Annotated in this window: 17 protein-coding genes; 7 read left to right on the top strand and 10 right to left on the bottom strand. The window is 64.7% G+C overall.

Annotated features, from left to right (window positions below):
• Window positions 1-30: 30 nt before the first annotated feature.
• Entirely contained in the window at window positions 31-1875 is a 1845-nt protein-coding gene (locus tag Q4543_RS03335) for a peptidyl-prolyl cis-trans isomerase (protein ID WP_303436338.1), read from the top strand.
• A 4-nt stretch (window positions 1876-1879) separates the two neighbouring features.
• Complete coding sequence (gene trpE, locus Q4543_RS03330; RefSeq protein WP_303436337.1) at window positions 1880-3394, top strand: anthranilate synthase component I; 1515 nt, start codon at window positions 1880-1882, stop codon at window positions 3392-3394.
• Window positions 3395-3502: 108 nt separating this feature from the next.
• Here trpE and Q4543_RS03325 read toward each other — a convergent pair whose 3' ends face one another.
• Complete coding sequence (locus tag Q4543_RS03325) at window positions 3503-4168, bottom strand: alpha/beta hydrolase (RefSeq protein ID WP_303436336.1); 666 nt, start codon at window positions 4166-4168, stop codon at window positions 3503-3505.
• Window positions 4165-4794, bottom strand: coding sequence for a DNA-3-methyladenine glycosylase (locus Q4543_RS03320; RefSeq protein ID WP_303436335.1), 630 nt, complete (start codon window positions 4792-4794; stop codon window positions 4165-4167). The genes Q4543_RS03325 and Q4543_RS03320 overlap by 4 nt, the downstream gene beginning before the upstream one ends.
• A gap of 118 nt (window positions 4795-4912) precedes the next feature.
• Between Q4543_RS03320 and Q4543_RS03315 the strand changes: the two genes are divergently transcribed.
• Window positions 4913-6112: an MFS transporter gene (locus Q4543_RS03315; protein WP_303436334.1), complete on the top strand. Its 1200-nt coding sequence runs from the start codon at window positions 4913-4915 to the stop codon at window positions 6110-6112.
• An 85-nt stretch (window positions 6113-6197) separates the two neighbouring features.
• Here the strand turns inward: Q4543_RS03315 and mltG are convergent, their stop codons facing one another.
• The 8 genes from mltG to Q4543_RS03275 all read right to left on the bottom strand — a co-directional run bounded on the left by mltG (window position 6198) and on the right by Q4543_RS03275 (window position 15148).
• Entirely contained in the window at window positions 6198-7358 is a 1161-nt protein-coding gene (mltG, locus tag Q4543_RS03310; RefSeq protein ID WP_303436332.1) for an endolytic transglycosylase MltG, read from the bottom strand.
• A gap of 3 nt (window positions 7359-7361) precedes the next feature.
• On the bottom strand, window positions 7362-8618 hold the full coding sequence (gene fabF / locus Q4543_RS03305; protein ID WP_303436331.1) for a beta-ketoacyl-ACP synthase II: 1257 nt from the start codon (window positions 8616-8618) through the stop codon (window positions 7362-7364).
• A gap of 94 nt (window positions 8619-8712) precedes the next feature.
• Window positions 8713-9513, bottom strand: a complete 801-nt coding sequence (locus Q4543_RS03300; RefSeq protein WP_303436330.1) for a glycosyl transferase — start codon at window positions 9511-9513, stop codon at window positions 8713-8715.
• Between the two features lie 84 nt (window positions 9514-9597).
• Entirely contained in the window at window positions 9598-10137 is a 540-nt protein-coding gene (locus Q4543_RS03295; RefSeq protein WP_303436442.1) for a cytochrome b/b6 domain-containing protein, read from the bottom strand.
• Window positions 10138-10174: 37 nt separating this feature from the next.
• On the bottom strand, window positions 10175-10633 hold the full coding sequence (locus Q4543_RS03290) for a cytochrome c (RefSeq protein WP_303436329.1): 459 nt from the start codon (window positions 10631-10633) through the stop codon (window positions 10175-10177).
• Window positions 10634-10756: 123 nt separating this feature from the next.
• Complete coding sequence (locus tag Q4543_RS03285; protein ID WP_303436328.1) at window positions 10757-11920, bottom strand: M20 aminoacylase family protein; 1164 nt, start codon at window positions 11918-11920, stop codon at window positions 10757-10759.
• Window positions 11921-12008: 88 nt separating this feature from the next.
• Window positions 12009-13172 (bottom strand): acetylornithine deacetylase, encoded by a 1164-nt coding sequence (argE, locus tag Q4543_RS03280; protein ID WP_303436327.1) that lies wholly within the window; start codon window positions 13170-13172, stop codon window positions 12009-12011.
• 149 nt (window positions 13173-13321) lie between these two features.
• Window positions 13322-15148 (bottom strand): ABC transporter ATP-binding protein, encoded by a 1827-nt coding sequence (locus Q4543_RS03275; protein ID WP_303436326.1) that lies wholly within the window; start codon window positions 15146-15148, stop codon window positions 13322-13324.
• A 214-nt stretch (window positions 15149-15362) separates the two neighbouring features.
• Between Q4543_RS03275 and Q4543_RS03270 the strand changes: the two genes are divergently transcribed.
• From Q4543_RS03270 to Q4543_RS03255, 4 genes are all read left to right on the top strand, one after another.
• Entirely contained in the window at window positions 15363-17069 is a 1707-nt protein-coding gene (locus Q4543_RS03270; RefSeq protein WP_303436325.1) for a peptide ABC transporter substrate-binding protein, read from the top strand.
• Between the two features lie 170 nt (window positions 17070-17239).
• Window positions 17240-18277 carry an ABC transporter permease gene (locus Q4543_RS03265; protein ID WP_303436324.1) on the top strand — a complete coding sequence of 346 codons (1038 nt, stop codon included), beginning with the start codon at window positions 17240-17242 and terminating at the stop codon, window positions 18275-18277.
• On the top strand, window positions 18270-19274 hold the full coding sequence (locus Q4543_RS03260; RefSeq protein WP_216004898.1) for an ABC transporter permease: 1005 nt from the start codon (window positions 18270-18272) through the stop codon (window positions 19272-19274). The genes Q4543_RS03265 and Q4543_RS03260 overlap by 8 nt, the downstream gene beginning before the upstream one ends.
• Window positions 19275-19284: 10 nt before the next feature.
• A partial coding sequence (locus Q4543_RS03255) for a hypothetical protein (protein ID WP_303436321.1) occupies window positions 19285-19496 on the top strand: 212 nt, incomplete at its 3' end.

Genomic DNA, 19496 nt, shown 5'->3' with positions numbered 1-19496 from the left:
CCAAGGCAGACAATACGGGGAAAACGCACCATGACGCGCAAGAACGGCATCACAAAATATGCGGTCTGGGGCGTTCTGATCGCGTCCTTTGTCGGCTTCGGCGCCTTTGGCACGGTGAATTTCACCGGCACCACCGACCGTATCGGAACCGCGGGCGACATCCCGATCAAGGGCACCGATTACGCCCGCGCGCTTGACAGCGAGATGCGCCAGCTCTCGCAGCAATCCGGGCAGGCGGTGACGCTGGAACAGGCGCGGCAAATGGGGCTGACCCAGCAGGTGCTGGCCCGCGTGGTGAGCAACGCCGCGCTCGACAACGAGGCGTTGCAGATCGGCCTGTCGGTGGGCGATGCGCAGGTGGCCAGTTCGCTGCAGGACATCGACGCCTTTTCCGGCCCCGACGGCAGCTTCAACCGCGATGCCTATGCCTTTGCGCTGAGCAACGCCGGGCTGAACGAAGGCGCGTTCGAGGACAGCCTGCGCGCCGATGCCGCCCGCTCGATCCTGCAAGGCGCGATCCTTGCCGGGACCACCCTGCCCGACACTTATATCGACACGCTGCTTGGTTACGCCGGCGAAACCCGCAGCCTGACATGGGCGACGCTGGGCCGCGATGCGCTGACCATCGGCATTCCCGAACCGACCGAGGCGCAGCTGAAAGACTGGTACGATGCCAACATCGACCGCTTCACCCTGCCCGAAACCCACGCGATTACCTATGCATGGATCACGCCGTCGATGATCATCGACAGCGTCGAGATCACCGAGGACGTGCTGCGCGCCACCTATGAGGAACGGCGCGCCGAATTCAACATGCCCGAACGGCGTCTGGTCGAACGGCTGGTCTATGGCAACGAGGCCGAAGCGCAGGCCGCCGCCGAACGCATCGCCTCTGGCGCGGCGAGCTTCGAAGACGAGGTCGAAACCCGCGGCCTGCAGATCGAAGACACCGACCTTGGCGATCAGGACGCAGAGCAGCTGGGCGAGGCCGCCGATGCGGTGTTTTCCGCGCAGACCGGCGAGGTGGTCGGCCCGGCACCATCGCCTTTTGGCCCGGCGCTGTACCGGGTGAACGGGGTTTTCCCGGCGCAGGAAACCAGCTTCGAAGAGGCCCGCGATGCCCTGCGCGACGGCGTCGCCATGGACGAGGCCCGCAAGGCCATCGACGCGCAATCACAGGCGCTGGATGACGAATTGGCCGGCGGCGCGACGCTGGAAGAGCTCGCCGCTGACACCGACATGCAGCTTGGCCAGATCGACTGGACCGACAGCAGCAGCGACGGCCCGGCGCAATACAGCGCCTTCAACACCGCCGCCGCGCAGGCAGTCGAAGGCGACTATCCGGCCATCGAACGGCTGGGCGATGGCGGCTTGTTCGCCCTGCGCGTCGATGCCATCAACCCGCCCGCACCGGCCCCCTATGACGATGTGGCTGACGAGGTCCGCCAGCTTTGGGACGCCGAGAAAGCCGCCGAGGCGCTCACCGCGCAGGCCGAGGTGAAGGCCGAGGCGATTGCAGGCGGTGCCAGCTTCGAAGATGAGGGGCTGAGCACCCAGACCAGCAGCGGCCTGCGCCGCGACAGCCAACCCGACGGCCTTGCCGCCAGTGTGATCGCCGCGTTGTTCGAGATGCAGCCCGGAGAGACCCGCGCCCTGCCCGCCAATGACGGCGCCGTCGTCATCCGGCTGGACGAAGTCACCCCGGTCGACATGCAGGACGCGCAGGTGCAGATGCTCTCGCAGATCCTGCGCCAGCAGGCGGGCAATTCCGTCGCGCAAGACCTGTTCTCCGCCTTCAACGCCGATGTGCAGCAGCGCGCGGGCGTCAACGTCGATCAGGCGGCGGTCAACGCCGTGCTCACGAATATCCGGTAAGCTCATGGCCACGCTCATTCCCAGTTTCGACGAATTCGCCCCCGGCTACGAGGCCGGTCAGAACCAAGTGGTCTATGCGCGTCTTGCGGCAGATCTCGACACGCCGGTGTCGCTGATGCTCAAGCTGACGGGCGCTGCCAAGGATGCCTTCATGCTGGAATCGGTGACCGGCGGCGAGGTGCGCGGGCGCTATTCCATCATCGGCATGAAGCCCGACACGGTGTGGAAATGCCATGGTGAGGCCGCGCAGATCAACCGGCAGGCGCGGTTCGACCCCGAGGCCTTTGTGCCTTGCGATCAGGACCCGCTGACCAGCCTGCGCGCGCTGCTGGCCGAAAGCCGTATCGAGTTGCCGGATGATCTGCCGCAGGCCGCTGCCGGGCTGTTCGGCTATCTCGGTTACGATATGATCCGGCTGGTGGAAAAACTGCCCGACGTGAACCCCGACCCGCTGGGCCTGCCCGACGCGCTGATGCTGCGTCCCTCGGTGGTTGCCGTGCTCGATGGCGTCAAGGGCGAGGTGACGGTGGTGGCCCCGGCATGGGTGTCCGAGGGCGTGTCCGCTCGCGCCGCCTATGCCCGTGCCGCCGAACGGGTGATGGACGCGGTCCGCGATCTCGAACGGGCCATGCCGCAGGCCAGCCGCGATCTGGGCGAGGCGCGCGAGATCGGCGAGCCGGTGTCGAATTTCACCCGCGAAAGCTACAAGGCTGCTGTCGAAAAAGCCAAGGATTACATACGTAAAGGCGACATCTTTCAAGTGGTGCCCGCACAGCGCTGGACGCAGGATTTCCCGCTGCCGCCGTTTGCGCTGTATCGCAGCCTGCGCCGGACCAACCCGTCGCCCTTCATGTTCTACTTCAACTTCGGCGGCTTTCAGGTCATCGGTGCCTCGCCCGAAATCCTCGTGCGGGTCTTTGGCCGCGAGGTCACCATCCGCCCCATCGCTGGCACCCGACCGCGCGGCGCCACCCCCGAGGAAGACCGCGCCCTCGAGGCCGATCTTCTCGCCGACAAGAAAGAGCTGGCCGAGCATCTGATGCTGCTCGATCTGGGCCGCAACGACACTGGCAAGGTGTCCAAGATCGGCACTGTGCGCCCGACCGAGAAGTTCATCATCGAACGCTACAGCCACGTGATGCATATCGTGTCCAACGTGGTGGGCGAGCTGGCCGATGATCAGGACGCGCTGTCGGCCTTCTTTGCCGGGATGCCCGCCGGAACGGTGTCCGGCGCCCCCAAGGTGCGCGCGATGGAAATCATCGACGAGCTGGAGCCGGAAAAGCGCGGCGTCTATGGCGGCGGTGTCGGCTATTTCAGCGCGGGCGGCGACATGGACATGTGCATCGCTCTGCGCACCGCCATCGTGAAAGATGAAAAGCTGTATATTCAGGCAGGCGGCGGCGTGGTCTACGACAGCGATCCGGAATCCGAATATCAGGAGACGGTGCATAAATCCAACGCCATCCGCCGTGCGGCTGCGGATGCGGCGCGCTTTACCGGGCATGGCAACGGCTGACACGGCCCCTATGCCGGGGCATTGCCCCACGCATGGACTGCCAAGTAAAAGCTCTGGCAACGCTGAAACGCCACAACCGGCCTTCAGCGCTGCCAGAGCGTCACCCATTCAGAACCCGCATTTGTCACGAATGAAAGCCAGCGCGACGCTGAGCCCATCGGGCGCGATGCCATGGCCAGTGCCCTTCTGGATATGGGCAAAGACCTCTTTCCAGCCCGCGCCCTGAAGCGCTTCGGCCGCCTGCGGAAGGGATTCCACCGGCACCACGTCATCCTGATCGCCATGCACCAAAAGCACCGGCGGGCGGCTTACAGCCTCGTCCGCCAGCAGTTCGGGCTGCAACAGCCGACCGGAAAACGCCACCAGACCGGCAAACTCATCCTCGCGCCGCGGCGCGACATGCAGCGCCAGCATGGTGCCCTGCGAAAAGCTGAACAGTGCGACCTGTTCGGGCAACAAATCCTCGTCGACCATCAGCGCATCGAGGAACGCGTTCAGATCCTCGACCGCGCGCGCCATGCCCTGCATCGATTCCTCTTCAGAGGAGCCGTCGATCCACGGGATCGGAAACCACTGGAAGCCCATTGGCGAGCCGGCGCAATCCTCGGGCGCGTCCGGGGCGACGAACAGCGTGTCGGGCAGGTGTTCGCCCAGCGGATCGGCCAGCCCCAGAAGATCGGCCCCATTGGCCCCGTAGCCATGCAGGAAGACCACGCAGGAACGGATTTCGCCCGAAACGGGCTCCTTGCGGCCAGCTGTCAGAACGCGCGTCATGCAATGCCCTCTCTTTGCTTCGCCACATGGTAGTAGGCCCAGAGCGCGCGCGCCGCAACCGACCTCCATGGCGACCACGATTCGGCCATGATGCGCAGGGCCTTGTCCTTGGGCCGCTCGGGTAGATCGAACAGCAGCCGCGCCCCTTCCTGCAAGGCCAGATCTCCGGACGCGAACACATCCGCCCGGCCCAGCGAGAACATCGCGTAGATCTCGGCAGTCCAGATGCCAATGCCCTTGACCGCCACCAGCGTCTTGACGACCTCGCCCGTTGGCGCGGCGCGCAGCGCGTCGAAATCAATGCCCGCGCCGGCCAGCGCCTGCGCGTAGCTGGCCTTTTGCCGCGACAGCCCCAGCGCGCGCAGCTCTTCGTCCGAGGCGGCCAGCACCGGCCCCGGCTGCGTTATGCCCGCCGCTTCAAGCCGCGCCCAGATCGCCCGCGCCGACGCGACGCTGACCTGCTGGCTGACCACCGCCGAGAGCAGCTGCGCAAAGCCGTCGGGGCGCAGGCGCAGCGGCAAAGGCCCGGTGAGCGACAAGGCATGGGCAAAGCGCGGCTCAACCTCGGCCAGCCACGCTGCGCCTTCGGCGATACAGGCATCGCTTTCGATGATCCGTCCAACCACGGTGAGCCTTTCATCTTGTGTTGAATGCACTTATCCCGGTGCCAAAGCAATGGGTTGCCCCCAGTCTGACACGGGGGACACCACAAGCTCCACCCGAAACCTGCGCCGAAAGACCGACATGCCTCAAGACAGCCTCGCCAAACGCAACGTCATCGTGCTGGTCATGGCGCAGGCCCTGCTGGGCGCGCAGATGCCGATGATCTTTACCATCGGCGGGCTTGCCGGGCAGAGCCTTGCCCCCAACCCCTGCTTTGCCACGCTGCCGATCTCGCTGATCGTGCTCGGCTCGATGAGCGCGGCCACCCCGGTGTCGGCGTTCATGCAGAAATTCGGCCGCCGCGCCGGGTTCATGCTGGGCACGCTTGGCGGCGCACTGGGCGGCGCTGTCGGGGCTTATGCGCTGTATATCGCATCCTTCCCACTGTTCCTTGTGGGCAGCTTCCTGACCGGTATCTACATGTCAGCGCAGGGGTTCTATCGCTTTGCCGCCGCTGATACCGCCAGCGAGGCATTCCGGCCCAAGGCGATTTCCTATGTCATGGCGGGCGGTTTGGCCGCCGCGATCATCGGCCCACAGCTGGTGAAGCTGACGGCCAATGCCTTTGTCGTTCCCTTCCTTGGCACCTATGCGACGGTGATCGCGGTGAACCTGGTTGGCAGCACGCTGTTCCTGTTCCTGCGCATCCCCAAACCGCCGGTGCCGGCGCATGACGCGCCCAAGGGCCGCTCGCGGCGCGAACTGCTGGCCACGCCGCGCATCGCCGTGGCGGTGATCTGCGCCATGGTCAGCTATGCGCTGATGAACCTCGTGATGACCTCGTCGCCGCTTGCGGTGGTCGGCTGCGGGTTTGAAACCGCGGATGCCGCCAATGTCGTTACCGCGCATGTGCTGGCGATGTATGTGCCAAGCTTCTTCACCGGCCATGTCATCGCACGCATTGGCGTCGAAAAAGTGATTGCGCTGGGGCTGGTGATCCTCGCCAGTGCGGGCGGCGTGGCGCTGACCGGGGTCGAGCTGGAACAGTTTTTTGCCGCGCTTGTGCTGCTGGGGATCGGCTGGAACTTCGGTTTCATCGGCGCAACGACCATGCTGGCCGGCGCCCACCGCCCTGAAGAGCGGGGCCGGATGCAGGGCCTGAACGATCTGCTGGTGTTCGGCGGGGTGACCATGGCCTCGCTCGCCTCGGGCGGGCTGATGAACTGCACGGGGGGCTCGCCGCAGGCTGGATGGGCGGCGGTGAACATGGCGATGGCGCCGTTCCTGATGCTGGCAGGCAGCGCGCTGATCTGGTTGCTGCTGCGCCCCAAGGAGGCGTGACAGGCGCAAGCCACGCCGAACAAACAAAAGCCCCCGACGCATTCCGCATCGGGGGCTTTTCATTTTTTGGTGCTCTGCGCTGAGGCTACTGGTTGGCGCGTTCGGCCTCAAGCCTGCGATAGGCGGCAACGTTGCGGTTGTGTTCGTCCAGCGTTTCGGCGAACAGATGCCCGTCTGCCGGGTCCAGCGTCTTGGCGACAAAGTAGAGGTAGTCGGACTCAGCCGGGTTCAGCGCCGCCTCGATCGCCAGACGACCGGGGTTGGCGATGGGGGTCGGTGGCAGGCCGTCGATCACATAGGTGTTGTAGGGCGTCTCGCGGCGCAGTTCGGACTGCCGGATGCCGCGCCCGAGTACGCCTTCGCCCTTGGTGATGCCATAGATCACCGTCGGGTCTGTCTGCAGACGCATGCCGCGCTCGATGCGGTTGACGAAGACACTGGCCACCAGCGGGCGTTCATCCGGACCGCCGGTTTCCTTCTCGACGATCGAGGCCATGGTCAGCGCCTCTTGGGGCGAGGCATAGGGCAGACCCGGCGCGCGGTTCGCCCATGCCTCGGCAAGGATCTGCTGCTGGGCGTCCTGCATCCGGGTGATGACACTGGCGCGACTGTCGCCCTTGGCGATCTCGTAGCTGTCGGGGGCAAGCGCGCCCTCGGCGGGCAGATCGGCAACCTCGCCCTCAAGGATATCAACCTGCCCCAGCTCGGTGACCACCTGCCAGCTGGTCACGCCTTCGGCCAGCGCGACACGAAAGCGCGTGCCGACATCGTCGCGAAACGCCGCGTAATCTGCGGGCGCGTCTTCGGCGGGATCAAAGGCCAGAACCTCGGCGTAGCGGCCCTGCGCCGGGTCAAGCTCGCGCACCTGCACTTCGGCGCTGGTGACGCCGATGCGATAGACCACCTCGGTGCCGCAGGTCGAAGCCCCGCCGCGGGTGATGATGTCGGTGATCTCGGGCATGGTCGCGCCTTCGGGCACCAGATACGAGCCGGCCTTCAACAGCGCGGTCTTGTCGGTGTAATCCGCCCCAAGCCGGAACAGTGTGCCCGAGGTGATCGCGCCCTGATCTTCAAGATCAGCCGACACCCGGTTGAAATTGCTGCCGCGCTGCACCTGAAGACAGATCGGCGCGTCCAGAGGACCCGCCGTGCGGTATTCGTTCTGCGCCCAGAGCAGCACGCCCCCGAAGAGGAAGACGATGACCACGAGAAAGGTCATCGCATTGGAGGCGATGTTGCGCCACATGGCTCAGTCCACCTTTCCGAAGATCACGCTGGCGTTGGTGCCACCGAACCCAAAGGAATTGGACAGGGCGTAGTGCACCTTGCGCTCGCGCTTGGCGTTGGGCGCAAGGTCGATCGGGGTCTCGACCGCCGGGTTGTCGAGGTTGATGGTCGGCGGTGCAACCTGATCGCGGATCGCGAGGATCGAGAAGATCGCCTCGATCGCGCCCGCCGCGCCCAGAAGGTGCCCGGTGGCCGATTTGGTCGAGGACATGGTGACGCTGGCGGCGTGATCGCCCAGTAGGCGTTCCACGGCGCCCAGCTCGATGGTGTCGGCCATGGTCGAGGTGCCATGCGCGTTGATGTAATCGATATCCGTCGGCGCAAGGTTGGCCGATTTCAGCGCCGCGCGCATCGAGCGTTCGGCTCCGTCGCCATCCTCGGACGGGGCGGTGATGTGATAGGCGTCGCCCGACATGCCATAGCCCAGCACCTCGGCATAGATCTTGGCGCCGCGGGCCTTGGCATGCTCGTATTCCTCGAGCACCACGATGCCTGCGCCCTCGCCCATCACGAACCCGTCGCGATCAGCGTCATAGGGGCGGCTGGCCTTGGTCGGATCATCGGCGCGCTTGGTCGACAGCGCCTTGCAGGCGTTGAAGCCGGCGATGCCGATGCGGCAGATCGCGGCCTCGGCCCCGCCTGCCACCATCACGTCGGCATCGCCATAGCGGATCAGCCGCATGGCATCGCCGATGGCATGCGCGCCGGTGGAACAGGCGGTGACCACCGAATGGTTCGGGCCGCGGAAGCCGTATTTGATCGACACCTGACCCGAGATCAGGTTGATCAGCGCGCCCGGCACAAAGAACGGCGAAACCCGGCGCGGCCCCTTGTTTTCCATGGTGACAGCGGTATTGGCGATGGAATTCAGCCCGCCGATACCAGAGCCGATCAGAACGCCAGTGCGGTCCAGATCTTCGCGCTCTGTCGGCATCCAGCCGGAATCCTCGACAGCCTGCTGCGCGGCTGCAAGGCCAAACAGGATGAACGTGTCGATCTTGCGCTGTTCCTTGGGCGCCAGATAACGGTCCGGGTTGAACTCGCCCTCGGCCTCGCCCAGCGGCACCTCGCAGGCATAGGTCGTGACCAGCCCCTCGGTATCAAAATTCTTGATGGGGCCCGCGCCCGACTGACCGTCGAGAAGGCGTTCCCAGCTTTTTTCCACTCCGTCCGCGAGGGGCGATACAAGCCCCAGCCCGGTGACAACGACACGACGCATGCTGTCTGCCCTCTTCTCGGTCGATATAACGTGATTTTTCGTGGCCCCGCTCATACCCTGCCCCAAGGCCCCGGGGCAAGCCTTGGCGAGACCATCAGGCCCATTCCGAGCCGAGATCCGCCCGCGAGCGGTCGATCCAGTGGTCTTGCAGCCAATCGCAAGGCTTGGAATGACGGATCAGCGAACCATTCCAGCCGCTCAGCGCGTCGCTCATCTTGGGCCGTCCGTGGAAACAGACGACGCGCGCATCCTGCGGCAGGCGCGGCGGATGCAGCCAGTTGCCCGGAAATGGATTGCAATCATATTTGAACGAGACCACCCAAGGTTCGGGGATATAGGTGAACACCCCGCGATCCATCGCCTTGTGGCTGGTGTAGCGCTGTTCCGATCCACGCGCCTGTTCGACTTCCCTGTAGGCATCGGCGGCGAGATCCTCGTAGAGAAACCCGTGTTGCGCCGGATCGAAGCGAAACACCGAGCCATGCCCGGTGGGCCGACCCTTGCGCTTTTCGGTCCAGTCGTGGCGCATGGCAACGGTGCCGGGGGCAAGATCGTGAATATCGTCAAGGCTGCCGGTGATCACCACATCCAGATCGAATCCCAGATACGGCCCGTCCAGATCGGGCACGAGGCCGGGGCGAAACAGCGACACCTTGCGCATCGCCCCCTGCCGATTTGCCACAGCCAGCGCCTGTGCCATCGGCTCGGCAAAGGGTTCGGTGGGCAATGGCAGCACTTCGATATCCGGGTGCAGGCCCTGCGCGTCTTCGGTCATGCAGAAAAACCGCACGGGACGCGCCATGTTGCGCCGCACTCCGGAATACAGCCGGTTGACGTATTCCGGCCCGAACAGGGTGCCCCATTTGATGCAGATGATATTGGCGCGTTGGCTCACGCGGGTCTCCTTGGGCTGCTCTTGCGCAGGGTTTAGCGCAAAGCGCATCCGGGTGCCATCCTTGCGCGTTCCGGCAGGGATGGCTTATCGGCGACCGGTGATCATCGGGGTCACGAGGTCTTCGCCCTTCCAGCGCTTGTAAAAGACGATGGCCCCGATGTGGATCGCCACCATGATCAGCAGCAGCGTCGACAGCGGTTCGTGCAGGGCCAGCGCCCTCTGTGTGGTCTCGTAGCTGACATATTGCGCCAGCGGGCCGACGTTGATGTAATCCTCGGGGTCCGAAAACAGCCCCGACAGCACCTGCATCGCCAGAACCGCCAGCACGCCGACCACGAAGAGCGCGCCCACCGGGTTGTGCCCCCACGTCCGTGACGGCGCGCGATTGGGCAGGCGCCGTGCATAGGCGGCGATGGCGCGCGGGCCTTTGACAAAACTCGTAAACCGGGCGGTGCGCGGCCCGATCAGCCCCCAGATCACCCGCAGCGTCACGATGGCCGCCACCGTGTAGCCCGCGTAAAAATGCAGCGTCATCTGCGCCGGGCCGAACTTCCCCAGCCCCCAAGCGGTGGCGAAGGCCAACACCAGCGCCCAATGCAGAACCCGGACAACCGGGTCCCACATCTCGCCGGAGGGCTCCTTGGTTCCGGCGCTCACGGGATCAGAAGCTCTTGGCGCGGTAATCGTCGTGGCAGGCCTTGCAGGCACCGCCAAGCTGACCGACCGCCGGGCGCAGCGCATCCAGCCCGTTGCCGGCCGCCCCGGCCATGGTTTCGACCGCCGCGTTCAGCGCCGTGGCCTTTTCCATGAAGCCATCCATGTCTTCCCAGATCACCGGCTGCGCGCGGGTCTTGCCCGGCAGATCGGCGTTCGATGTCTCTGGTGCAAAGTAATCGGCGATGTGCAGCGACATCAGCGTCGACAGATCCGCCGCATGGGCGCTGGCCGCCTCGGCGTCGTACTCGACATCGCCCTTGGCCATGGCGGCAAGCCCGCCCATCTCGAAGCTGATCAGCTGAAAGAACCCCTGACGCGCCTTCACGGTGTCTTCGGCGGATTGGGCAAGGGCCATCGTGGCAGGCACGGCGGCAGCGAGCGTGGCAATCAGCAGCTTGCGCATGATATCGTCTTTCCTGTTGTCAAACCAAAGGAGGGGCCAGACATGGCCCCGCCCTACTCGTCAGTGATCATTACATATCACAAAATAAATGTAACAATCCGAGCACTGATGCTCACGATATTGTCAGGCGGCGGGCATCCGCCGTTCCGCCAGTCCGGCCCACCACGAACACCCGGCGGGAATCGCCTCGTCGTTGAAGTTGTACTCGGGCGAATGCACCATGGCGGTGTCGCCGTTGCCGACGAGGATGTAGGCACCGGGGCGCTCCTCGAGCATGAAGGCGAAATCCTCGCCGCCCATGATCAGCGGCGCATCGGCGCAATCACCCGACACCTCGCGCGCCACTTCGGCGGCAAAGGCGGTCTGCTCGTCGTGATTCACCATCACGGGATAGTTACGGGTGTACTCCACCTTTGCGCTGCAATTATAGGCACTAGCGATGCCGGTGCAGAGCTGGTTGATACGTTCCTCGGCAAGATCGCGGTTCTCCGCCGACAGGGTGCGCACGGTGCCGCGCAACGTAACGCGGGCGGGAATCACGTTGAAGGCCTGGCTCGAGGTGACAAAGCTGGTGATCGACACGACGATCTGGCTGACCGGATCGGCATTGCGCGAGGCGATGCTTTGCAGCGCCGTGACGATGGTCGCCGAGGTCACCGTGGGGTCGATCGTCTCATGCGGCTTGGCGGCGTGACCGCCCCGCCCCTCGATGGTGACCTCGAATACGTCCGTCGCCGCAAAGAAGGCGCCGGGCCGGATCGCGAAGCTGCCCAAAGGCTGGCCCGGCCAGTTGTGCATCCCATAGACTTCCTGAATGCCCCAGCGGTCCATCATGCCATCGTCGCACATGACCTTGCCGCCGCCGCCGCCCTCTTCGGCGGGCTGAAAGATCACCACCACGGTGCCGTCGAAATTGCGCGTCTCCGACAGGTATTTCGCCGCGCCCAGCAGCATAGCGGTATGGCCGTCATGGCCGCAGGCATGCATCGCGCCCGGCGTTTTCGAGGCGTACTCGACCCCGGTATTCTCAGTGATCGGCAGCGCATCCATGTCGGCGCGCAGCCCGATGACCTTGCCCGAGCTCTGCGCCTTGCCCTTGATCACGCCGACCACGCCGGTGCGCCCGATGCCCTCGACCACCTCGTCGCAGCCAAAGGCGCGCAGCTTGTCGGCCACCACGCCCGATGTGCGGTGGGTGTCGAACAGCAGTTCGGGATTCTCGTGCAGATCGCGGCGCCAGGCGGTGATCTCGGCCTGAAGCTCGGCGAAACGGTTCTTGACGGGCATGAAGGGTCCTTTCCAGTTTTGCGGCGCAGCCTGCCAGCCCGTCGCACCGCCCGCAAGCGGATCGGCCCGGCACGGTCAGGCGCGCGTGTCAGCCCAGCCGGGTCAGCAGCCGGTCCATGAAACGTTGCCCGGCCTCTAGCTGGGCGATCTCGATATACTCGTCCGGGGTATGGGCAAGGATGATATCCGATGGCCCGCACACCACCGCATCATAGCCCGCCGCCTGAAAATGCCCCGCCTCGGTGCCATAGCTGACCTGCAGGCTGGCATTGTCGCCGGTGATCGCGCGCACCAGTGTTTCGGCGCTGTTGTTCGCGCCCGGCCGCAGCGCCGGCACCTCGAACATCGGCGTGATCTCGATCCACGCCTCGGGGCGCACCTGCTGCATCTGCTCGGTCAGCCGCGCGACTTCGGCCTTGAAACGCGTCACCCATTGCTCCGTGGTCTCGCCCGGCACGATGCGAAAACCAACCCCGAAGGCGCAATCCTTGGCGGTGATGTTATGTGCCGTGCCGCCTGAAATCTGCCCGACGTGGACGTTGGTATAGGGCGGCTCGAACATCGCCGCCACTGGCCCCGGTGTGCTCGCGGCGTTCTGCGCATTGATGCCGTTGCACCACTCGATCAGCTTGGCGCCCCACATGATCGCCGAAACGCCGGTGTGCAGGATCGATGAGTGCACCTCAACCCCGTGCACATGCACCCAGAAATTCACCGATCCCTTGTGCCCCGACACCGCCTTCATCATCGTCGGCTCGCCAACGATCACCGAAGCGGCGCGCGGCAGATCACTGGCCACCAGCGCCTCGGCGAGATCCCTGCCCCCAACGCAGCCGATCTCTTCGTCGTAGCTCAGCGCCAGTTGCAAGGGCACGCCCCGCTGCTGCGCTTCGACCATAGCCCAGATCGCAAGCGCATCGAACCCCTTCATGTCGGTGGTGCCGCGCCCATAGAGCCGCCCCTCCCGTTCGGTCAGCACAAACGGGTCCGATGTCCAGCTCTGGCCATCCACCGGCACCACGTCGGTATGTCCCGACAAGACCACGCCCCCCGCAACGCGCGGCCCGGCATGGGCAAACAGCGCCGCCTTGGTATCCAGCTCGGTGGGTTTGCGGTGCTGGAAACTCTCGATGCCGTGGCTGTGCAGATACCCCGCCACCCATTCGATCAGCGGCAGGTTCGGATCGCGGCTTACGGTCGCAAAACCGACGAGCTCGGCAAGGATTTCACGGGGGGAAAGATGCTGTGGCATGTCCGGGTCCTTCGTATGTCCACCAATGACCTACGCCCGTGCCGCCCCGGCATCAAGCCACGCAACACCCCCATAACGCGCCGCGCCCGCGCTTCATCTTGCCCGGAAAACTCCGGGGGGAGCCGCAGGCGGGGGGCTGGCCCCCCTTTTCAATACCCGCTGTCGGAGGTCAGGACAAAATGCCCCGGCGCAACCTCGGCATAGACATTCGCGGCAGGTTCATAGCCGACCGGATGGATCGGCGACGGGATCGGTTTGAAATTCAGGTCTTTCTCGGATTTGCGCCGGCGCGGATCCGCCACAGGCACCGCCTGCATCAAGGCCCGTGTGTAGGGGTGCTGCGGGTTTTCGAACACCGCCGCCCGCGGCCCCATCTCGACGATACGGCCAAGGTACATCACGCCCACATTGTGCGACACCCGCTCGACCACCGCCATGTCATGGCTGATGAACAGATACGACAGCCCCAGATCCGCCTGCAATTCCATCATCAGGTTCAGCACCTGCGCCTGCACCGACACGTCCAGCGCCGACACCGCCTCGTCGGCGACGATCAGCTTGGGCGACAGGGCCAGCGCACGGGCAATTGCGATGCGCTGGCGCTGCCCACCCGACAACTCGTGCGGATAGCGCCGCATGAAACTGCGCGGCAGCTCCACCCGGTCGAACAGCATCGCCACGCGGTCCATCATCTCCGATCCCGAATGGGTACCGTAATTGCGCATCGGCTCGGCCACCTGATCGGCCAACCCCATCTGCGGGTTGAGCGAGGCAAACGGGTCCTGAAAGATCATCTGCATTTCGCGCCGCGCATTGCGCAGCATGTTCGGCCCCAGCCCCATCACGTCAGTGCCATCGAGCACCACCCGGCCCTGATCCGGCTCAACCAGCCGCAACAGCGAGCGCCCGCAGGTCGATTTGCCGCAACCCGATTCGCCGACAAGGCTCAGGGTCTGGCCCTTGTTGATGGTAAAGCTGACATCCTCGACCGCATGCACATTGGCGACGGTACGACGGAAGAAGCCGCCCTTGACCGGAAACCGCGTCACCAGTTTCTCGACCGTCAGCAGCGGCGTGTCGGTGCCGACGATGGGCGCGATGGCATCCGACTCGCGGCCCAGCAGCTTCATCGGCTCGGGATAGGCCTTGCCGGTCATCTCGCCCAGCTTGGGCACCGCCGCCAGCAGCGCCTTGGTATAGGGGTGCTGCGGGGTCTCGAAAATCTGCGTCGCCGGGCCTTCCTCGACCTTGTTGCCGCGGAACATCACCACCACGCGGTCGGCCATCTGCGCCACCACCGCCATATCATGGGTGATGAACATCACCGCCGTGCCGGTCTCGCGCTTGAGTCGGTCCATCAGGGCGAGGATTTCGGCCTGAATGGTCACATCCAGCGCCGTGGTCGGTTCGTCGGCGATCAGCAGGCGCGGCTTGCAGGCCAGTGCCATGGCGATCACCACACGCTGGCGCATCCCGCCCGAAAGCTCGTGCGGATACTGCTTGAGCCGCCGCTCGGGCTCTGGAATGCGCACCTGTTGCAGCAGTTCAAGCGCTCGCGCCTCTGCCGCGTCCTTCGACATGCCGCGATGCACCCGCAGCCCTTCGGTCAGCTGGCGGCCCACGGTGAACACCGGGTTCAGCGCGGTCATCGGCTCCTGAAAGATCATGCCGATCTCGTTGCCCCGGATGGTGCGCATCAAGTCCTGATCCGCCGTGGCCAGATCCATCTCGCCGCCATCCTTGCGATCGAACAGCAACCGGCCGCCCGCGATGGTGCCGCCGCCGAACTCGATCAGCCGCATCAATGCCAGCGAGGACACCGACTTGCCCGACCCGCTCTCGCCCACCACGCAGACCGTCTCGCCCGGGTTGATGTCAAAGCTCACGTCCTTGACCCCGGCGACGGTGCCGTCCTTGGTCTGGAATTCCACGCGCAGTTTTTCGATGCGGGCGATGGGTCCGGCGCTGTCCAGCATTTCGGCTCTCCTGGGGATCTCAAGATGCCAAGGCTACGGGCAGCGCCAAGCAAGTGTCAAACCCCCCGACAAGATTTCCCGACGGCAACGCTTGCAATTCCCTGCGCATGTGGTTCGAATTGGCGCAGGGAAGCGCCATGGCCGATGTGTCGACCGGTGGCCCCAAGACCAACAAGCGGCCCAGAGCGGCCGTGAGCCCAACAAGGAGAGACCCATGACCCTCAAGACCCTGCTGCTCGGGGCGGTCGCCACGTCCGCGCTGGCCCCGGCCGCCTTTGCCGAGCGAGGCGAGGACGGGCACGTCAACATCATTTACTGGCAGGCGCCGTCGATCATGACGCCCTACCTGTCGGGCGGCACCAAGGACATCGAGGCCGCCAGCCTCGTTCTGGAACCGCTGGGTCGTTACGACCAGACCGGCGCGCTGGTGCCCTATCTCGCGGCCGAGATCCCCACCGTCGAGAACGGCGGCGTCTCCGAAGACCTGACCACCATCACGTGGAAGCTCAAGGAAGGGCTGACCTGGTCCGATGGCACCCCGCTGACCTCTGCCGACGTGAAATTCACCGCCGATTACTGCATGGACCCCGAAGGCGGCTGCGCGCAGCTGGCCAAGTTCGACCATATTTCGGAAATCGAAACGCCGGATGATCTGACCATCATCGTGCATTTCGACAAGGCGATGCCGAACCCCTACGGCCCGTTCATGGGTGGCCAGTCACCGATTCTGCAAAAGGCGCAGTTCGAATCCTGCATGGGCGCGGCGGCATCGACCTGCACCGACGCCAACTTCAAGCCGATCGGCACCGGCCCGTTCGTGGTTGACGAGTTCAAGCCCAACGACGTGATCTCGCTGTCGGCCAACCCCAACTACCGCGATCCGGCCAAGCCCGCCTTTGCCACCGCGACACTCAAGGGCGGCGGCGATGCGGAATCGGCGGCGCGCGCCGTGCTTCAGACCGGCGAGATGGATTACGCATGGAACCTGCAGCTCGCCCCCGACGTGCTGGCATCGATGGCCGAAGCGGGCGCCGGTGTGCCGGTGTCGGCCTTCGGCACGCTGGTCGAGCGCATCGAAATGAACATGACCGACCCCTCGCCCGACCTGCCCGAGGGCGAGCGCGCGACCGTGGCCCATCCGCACCCGATCCTGTCGGATCTGAACGTGCGCAAGGCGCTGTCGATGGCCATCGACCGCGATCTGCTGGTCGAGGTCGGCTACGGTCAGGCTGGCCGTGCCACCTGTAACCTCGTGCCCGCGCCCGAGATGTACGCCAGCCCCAACACCGACTGCCTGACGCAGGATCTGGACGGCGCCAGGGCGCTGCTCGAAGAGGCCGGCTGGACCGACAGCGATGGCGACGGCATCCGCGACAAGGACGGCGAAAAGCTTTCGCTGCTGTACCAAAGCTCGACCAACGCCGTGCGTCAGGATTTTCAGGCCCTGATCAAGGATTGGTGGAACCAGATCGGTGTCGAGGTCGAACTGCGCAATGTCGACAGCTCGGTGTTCTTCGGCGGCGATCCCGGTTCGCCCGACACCTTCCAGAAGTTCTATGCCGACGTGGAAATGTACGCCAACAACTTCGATGGCACCGATCCGCAGAGCTATCTGCAGATGTACCGCTGCGGCAACGAGCCCAAGCCTTCGTCGCAATGGCAGGGCGAAAACATCAACCGCTACTGCGATCCCGCCTATGATGCGCTGCTCGACGAGCTGGCCGCCACTGGCGAGCTGTCCAAGCGCGGCGAGATCGCCAAGAAGCTGAACGAGATGCTGACCAAGGACAGCTACACCATCGTTCCGCTGGTCGACCGTGGCCGCGTGTCGGCCCATTCCAACAGCCTTGGCGGCGTGATCCTGAACACTTGGGATTCCGAGCTTTGGAACGCCGCGGACTGGTACCGCATCGACGGCTGATGCCGTCTTGGCGCGCCCTCGAACGGGGGCGCGCCTGATTTTCGGGCGTCTTGCCAGCGGCAAGCCCCGTTTTCCGTAACGCTGCCCGTTGCAGGGTGGTGCCCGCGCCGCTAGAGCGCGATGAAACGGAACCGCTTCGCCAGCCGCGCCCAGACCGGAGGCCACCGACCATGCTGACATTCGCCGTAAGGCGCCTATTGCTGTCCATTCCGACGCTGCTGTTCATCAGCTTCGTCATCTTCATGCTGCTTCAGCTCGCCCCCGGCGATCCGATGGCGCAGGTGCCACTGACAGTGCCGCCGGACGTGAAGGAAAAGATGCGTCAGGCGCTGGGTCTCGGAGAGCCGCCGCTGGTGCAATACTGGAAATGGCTGGTGCAGGTATTCTGGACCGAGCCGAAGATCTTCATCGACTGGCTGACCCGCGAGACGTTCCTTCTGGGCTGGCTGCCCGATACGCATCTTTATCAGGACGAGCTGCGGGTGATCAGCTGGCAGACCCGCTCGCCGGTGATGGACATCGTGCTGCAGCGCCTCCCGCAGACGCTGTGGGTGGTGGGGCTGTCGTATATCGTCGGCATCCTGATCGCGCTGCCCATCGGCATCTATTCCGCCTACCGGCAGTATTCGGTATTCGATCAGGCCGGCACCTTTATCACCATGGTCGGCTTTTCGATCCCGCCGTTCTTTACCGGGCCGCTGCTGATCGTGATCTTTTCGGTCTATCTCGGCTGGTTCCCGTCGATCTATGACACCACCCATGTGGTCAATGACTGGGACAGCTTCACCGTGCAGCTGCGCCAGATGGTGATGCCGATCATGGTGTTGGCGCTGCAGACCACGGCGCAGCTGTCGCGCTACATGCGCGCCTCGATGCTGGACAATCTGGGGCAGGATTACGTACGCACGGCGCGGGCCAAGGGGCTATCCGAAGCCATCGTGGTCATGGTGCATGTGCTGCGCAATTCGATGATTCCAGTGGTTACGGTGATTGCGCTGGGGGTTCCGGCGATCTTTGGCGGCGCGATCATCACCGAGAACGTCTTCAAGGTGAATGGCATCGGCCAGCTGCTGCTGACGGCGCTGTTTGCCAATGATCTGCCGATGGTGATGACCCTGACCTTCATCTTCGCCTTCCTGATCGTGACCTTCAACCTGATCGCCGATGTGCTTTACGGCCTGCTCGACCCGAGGATCCGCTATGACTGACAGCCCGCAGGACGATCTGATTGTGGCCGCCCCCGAAACCGTGGCCCCCATCGAAGCGCTCAGGGACAAGGGGCCCGACGCCCCGCCCCGGTCGAAATGGAAAGACGTCTGGGCTCAGTTCCGCAAACACCGGGGCGCGATGATCGGCGCCTTCTTCCTGATGCTGATCACCTTCGGTGTGCTGCTTGGCCCCTACCTGTGGACGCTGGATGCGCAAAAGCTCGACATCCGGGCCAAGGACATGCGCCCGATCTATACCGCGCTGTGGAACCCCGAGGCCAAGACCGGCTGGAATCATCCGCTCGGCTCCGACCAGCTGGGGCGCGACAACCTCGCGCAGCTGATCGCGGGCGGGCGGGCCTCGATGGCGGTGGGCTGGGCGGCGATGCTGCTGTCGCTGATCATTGGCACCGGCGTCGGCGTGGTTGCGGGGTTCTTCAAGCGGCTCGACGGGCCGCTGATGCGGCTGACCGACCTGTTCCTGAGCCTGCCGATCCTGCCGCTGCTGCTGGTGGCGGTCACGCTGTTCCGCCAGCCGCTGCGCGCCAATTTCGGCCCCGAGGGCGGCATGTTCATCCTGATCGTCGCGGTGGTCGGCATCACCTCGTGGATGCCGACGGCGCGGATCGTGCGCGGCGATGTGCTTGCGCTCAAGGAGCGGGAATTCGTGCTGGCGGCGCGCTCCATCGGCACGCGGCCCTTCGCCATCATCCGGCGCCACCTGCTGCCCAACGTGCTCTCGCCGATCATGGTGTCGGCAACGCTGGGCCTTGCCACCGCGATCATCACCGAATCCGCGCTGAGCTTTCTGGGCGTTGGCTTTCCATCGGACTTTCCGACTTGGGGCAAGATGCTGGCCGATGCGGTCGCCCGGATGGAGGATTACCCCGAACGTGTCGTTCTGCCGGGCATCGCGATCTCGCTGACGGTGCTGGGGGTCAATTACCTTGGCGACGGCCTGCGCGACGCGCTCGATCCGCGCATCCGGGGCCGCTAGAATACCAATAATGCCGGAGCTTGCCCCGGCATTATTGCATTGCGCAGAGCGCGCTTCGACAAATTTATTGCGACCAGAAAGCTATATCAGAAGAGCGCGCTCAAAAACCGCCTTTGGCGGGAATGGATGTCGGCTCAGCGGAGAAGGTGTTGAAAAACTCCACTTGAGTGATGGCTTGGCTGCTGATTCACTTCTCCTGAGGCATGGGAGAACTGACGATGA

The sequence above is a fragment of the Salipiger sp. 1_MG-2023 genome (genome assembly GCF_030547555.1).
Lineage (GTDB): Bacteria > Pseudomonadota > Alphaproteobacteria > Rhodobacterales > Rhodobacteraceae > Salipiger.
The sequence above is the reverse complement of the archived record's forward strand: the minus strand, read 5'-3'. Positions and strand labels throughout refer to the sequence as shown.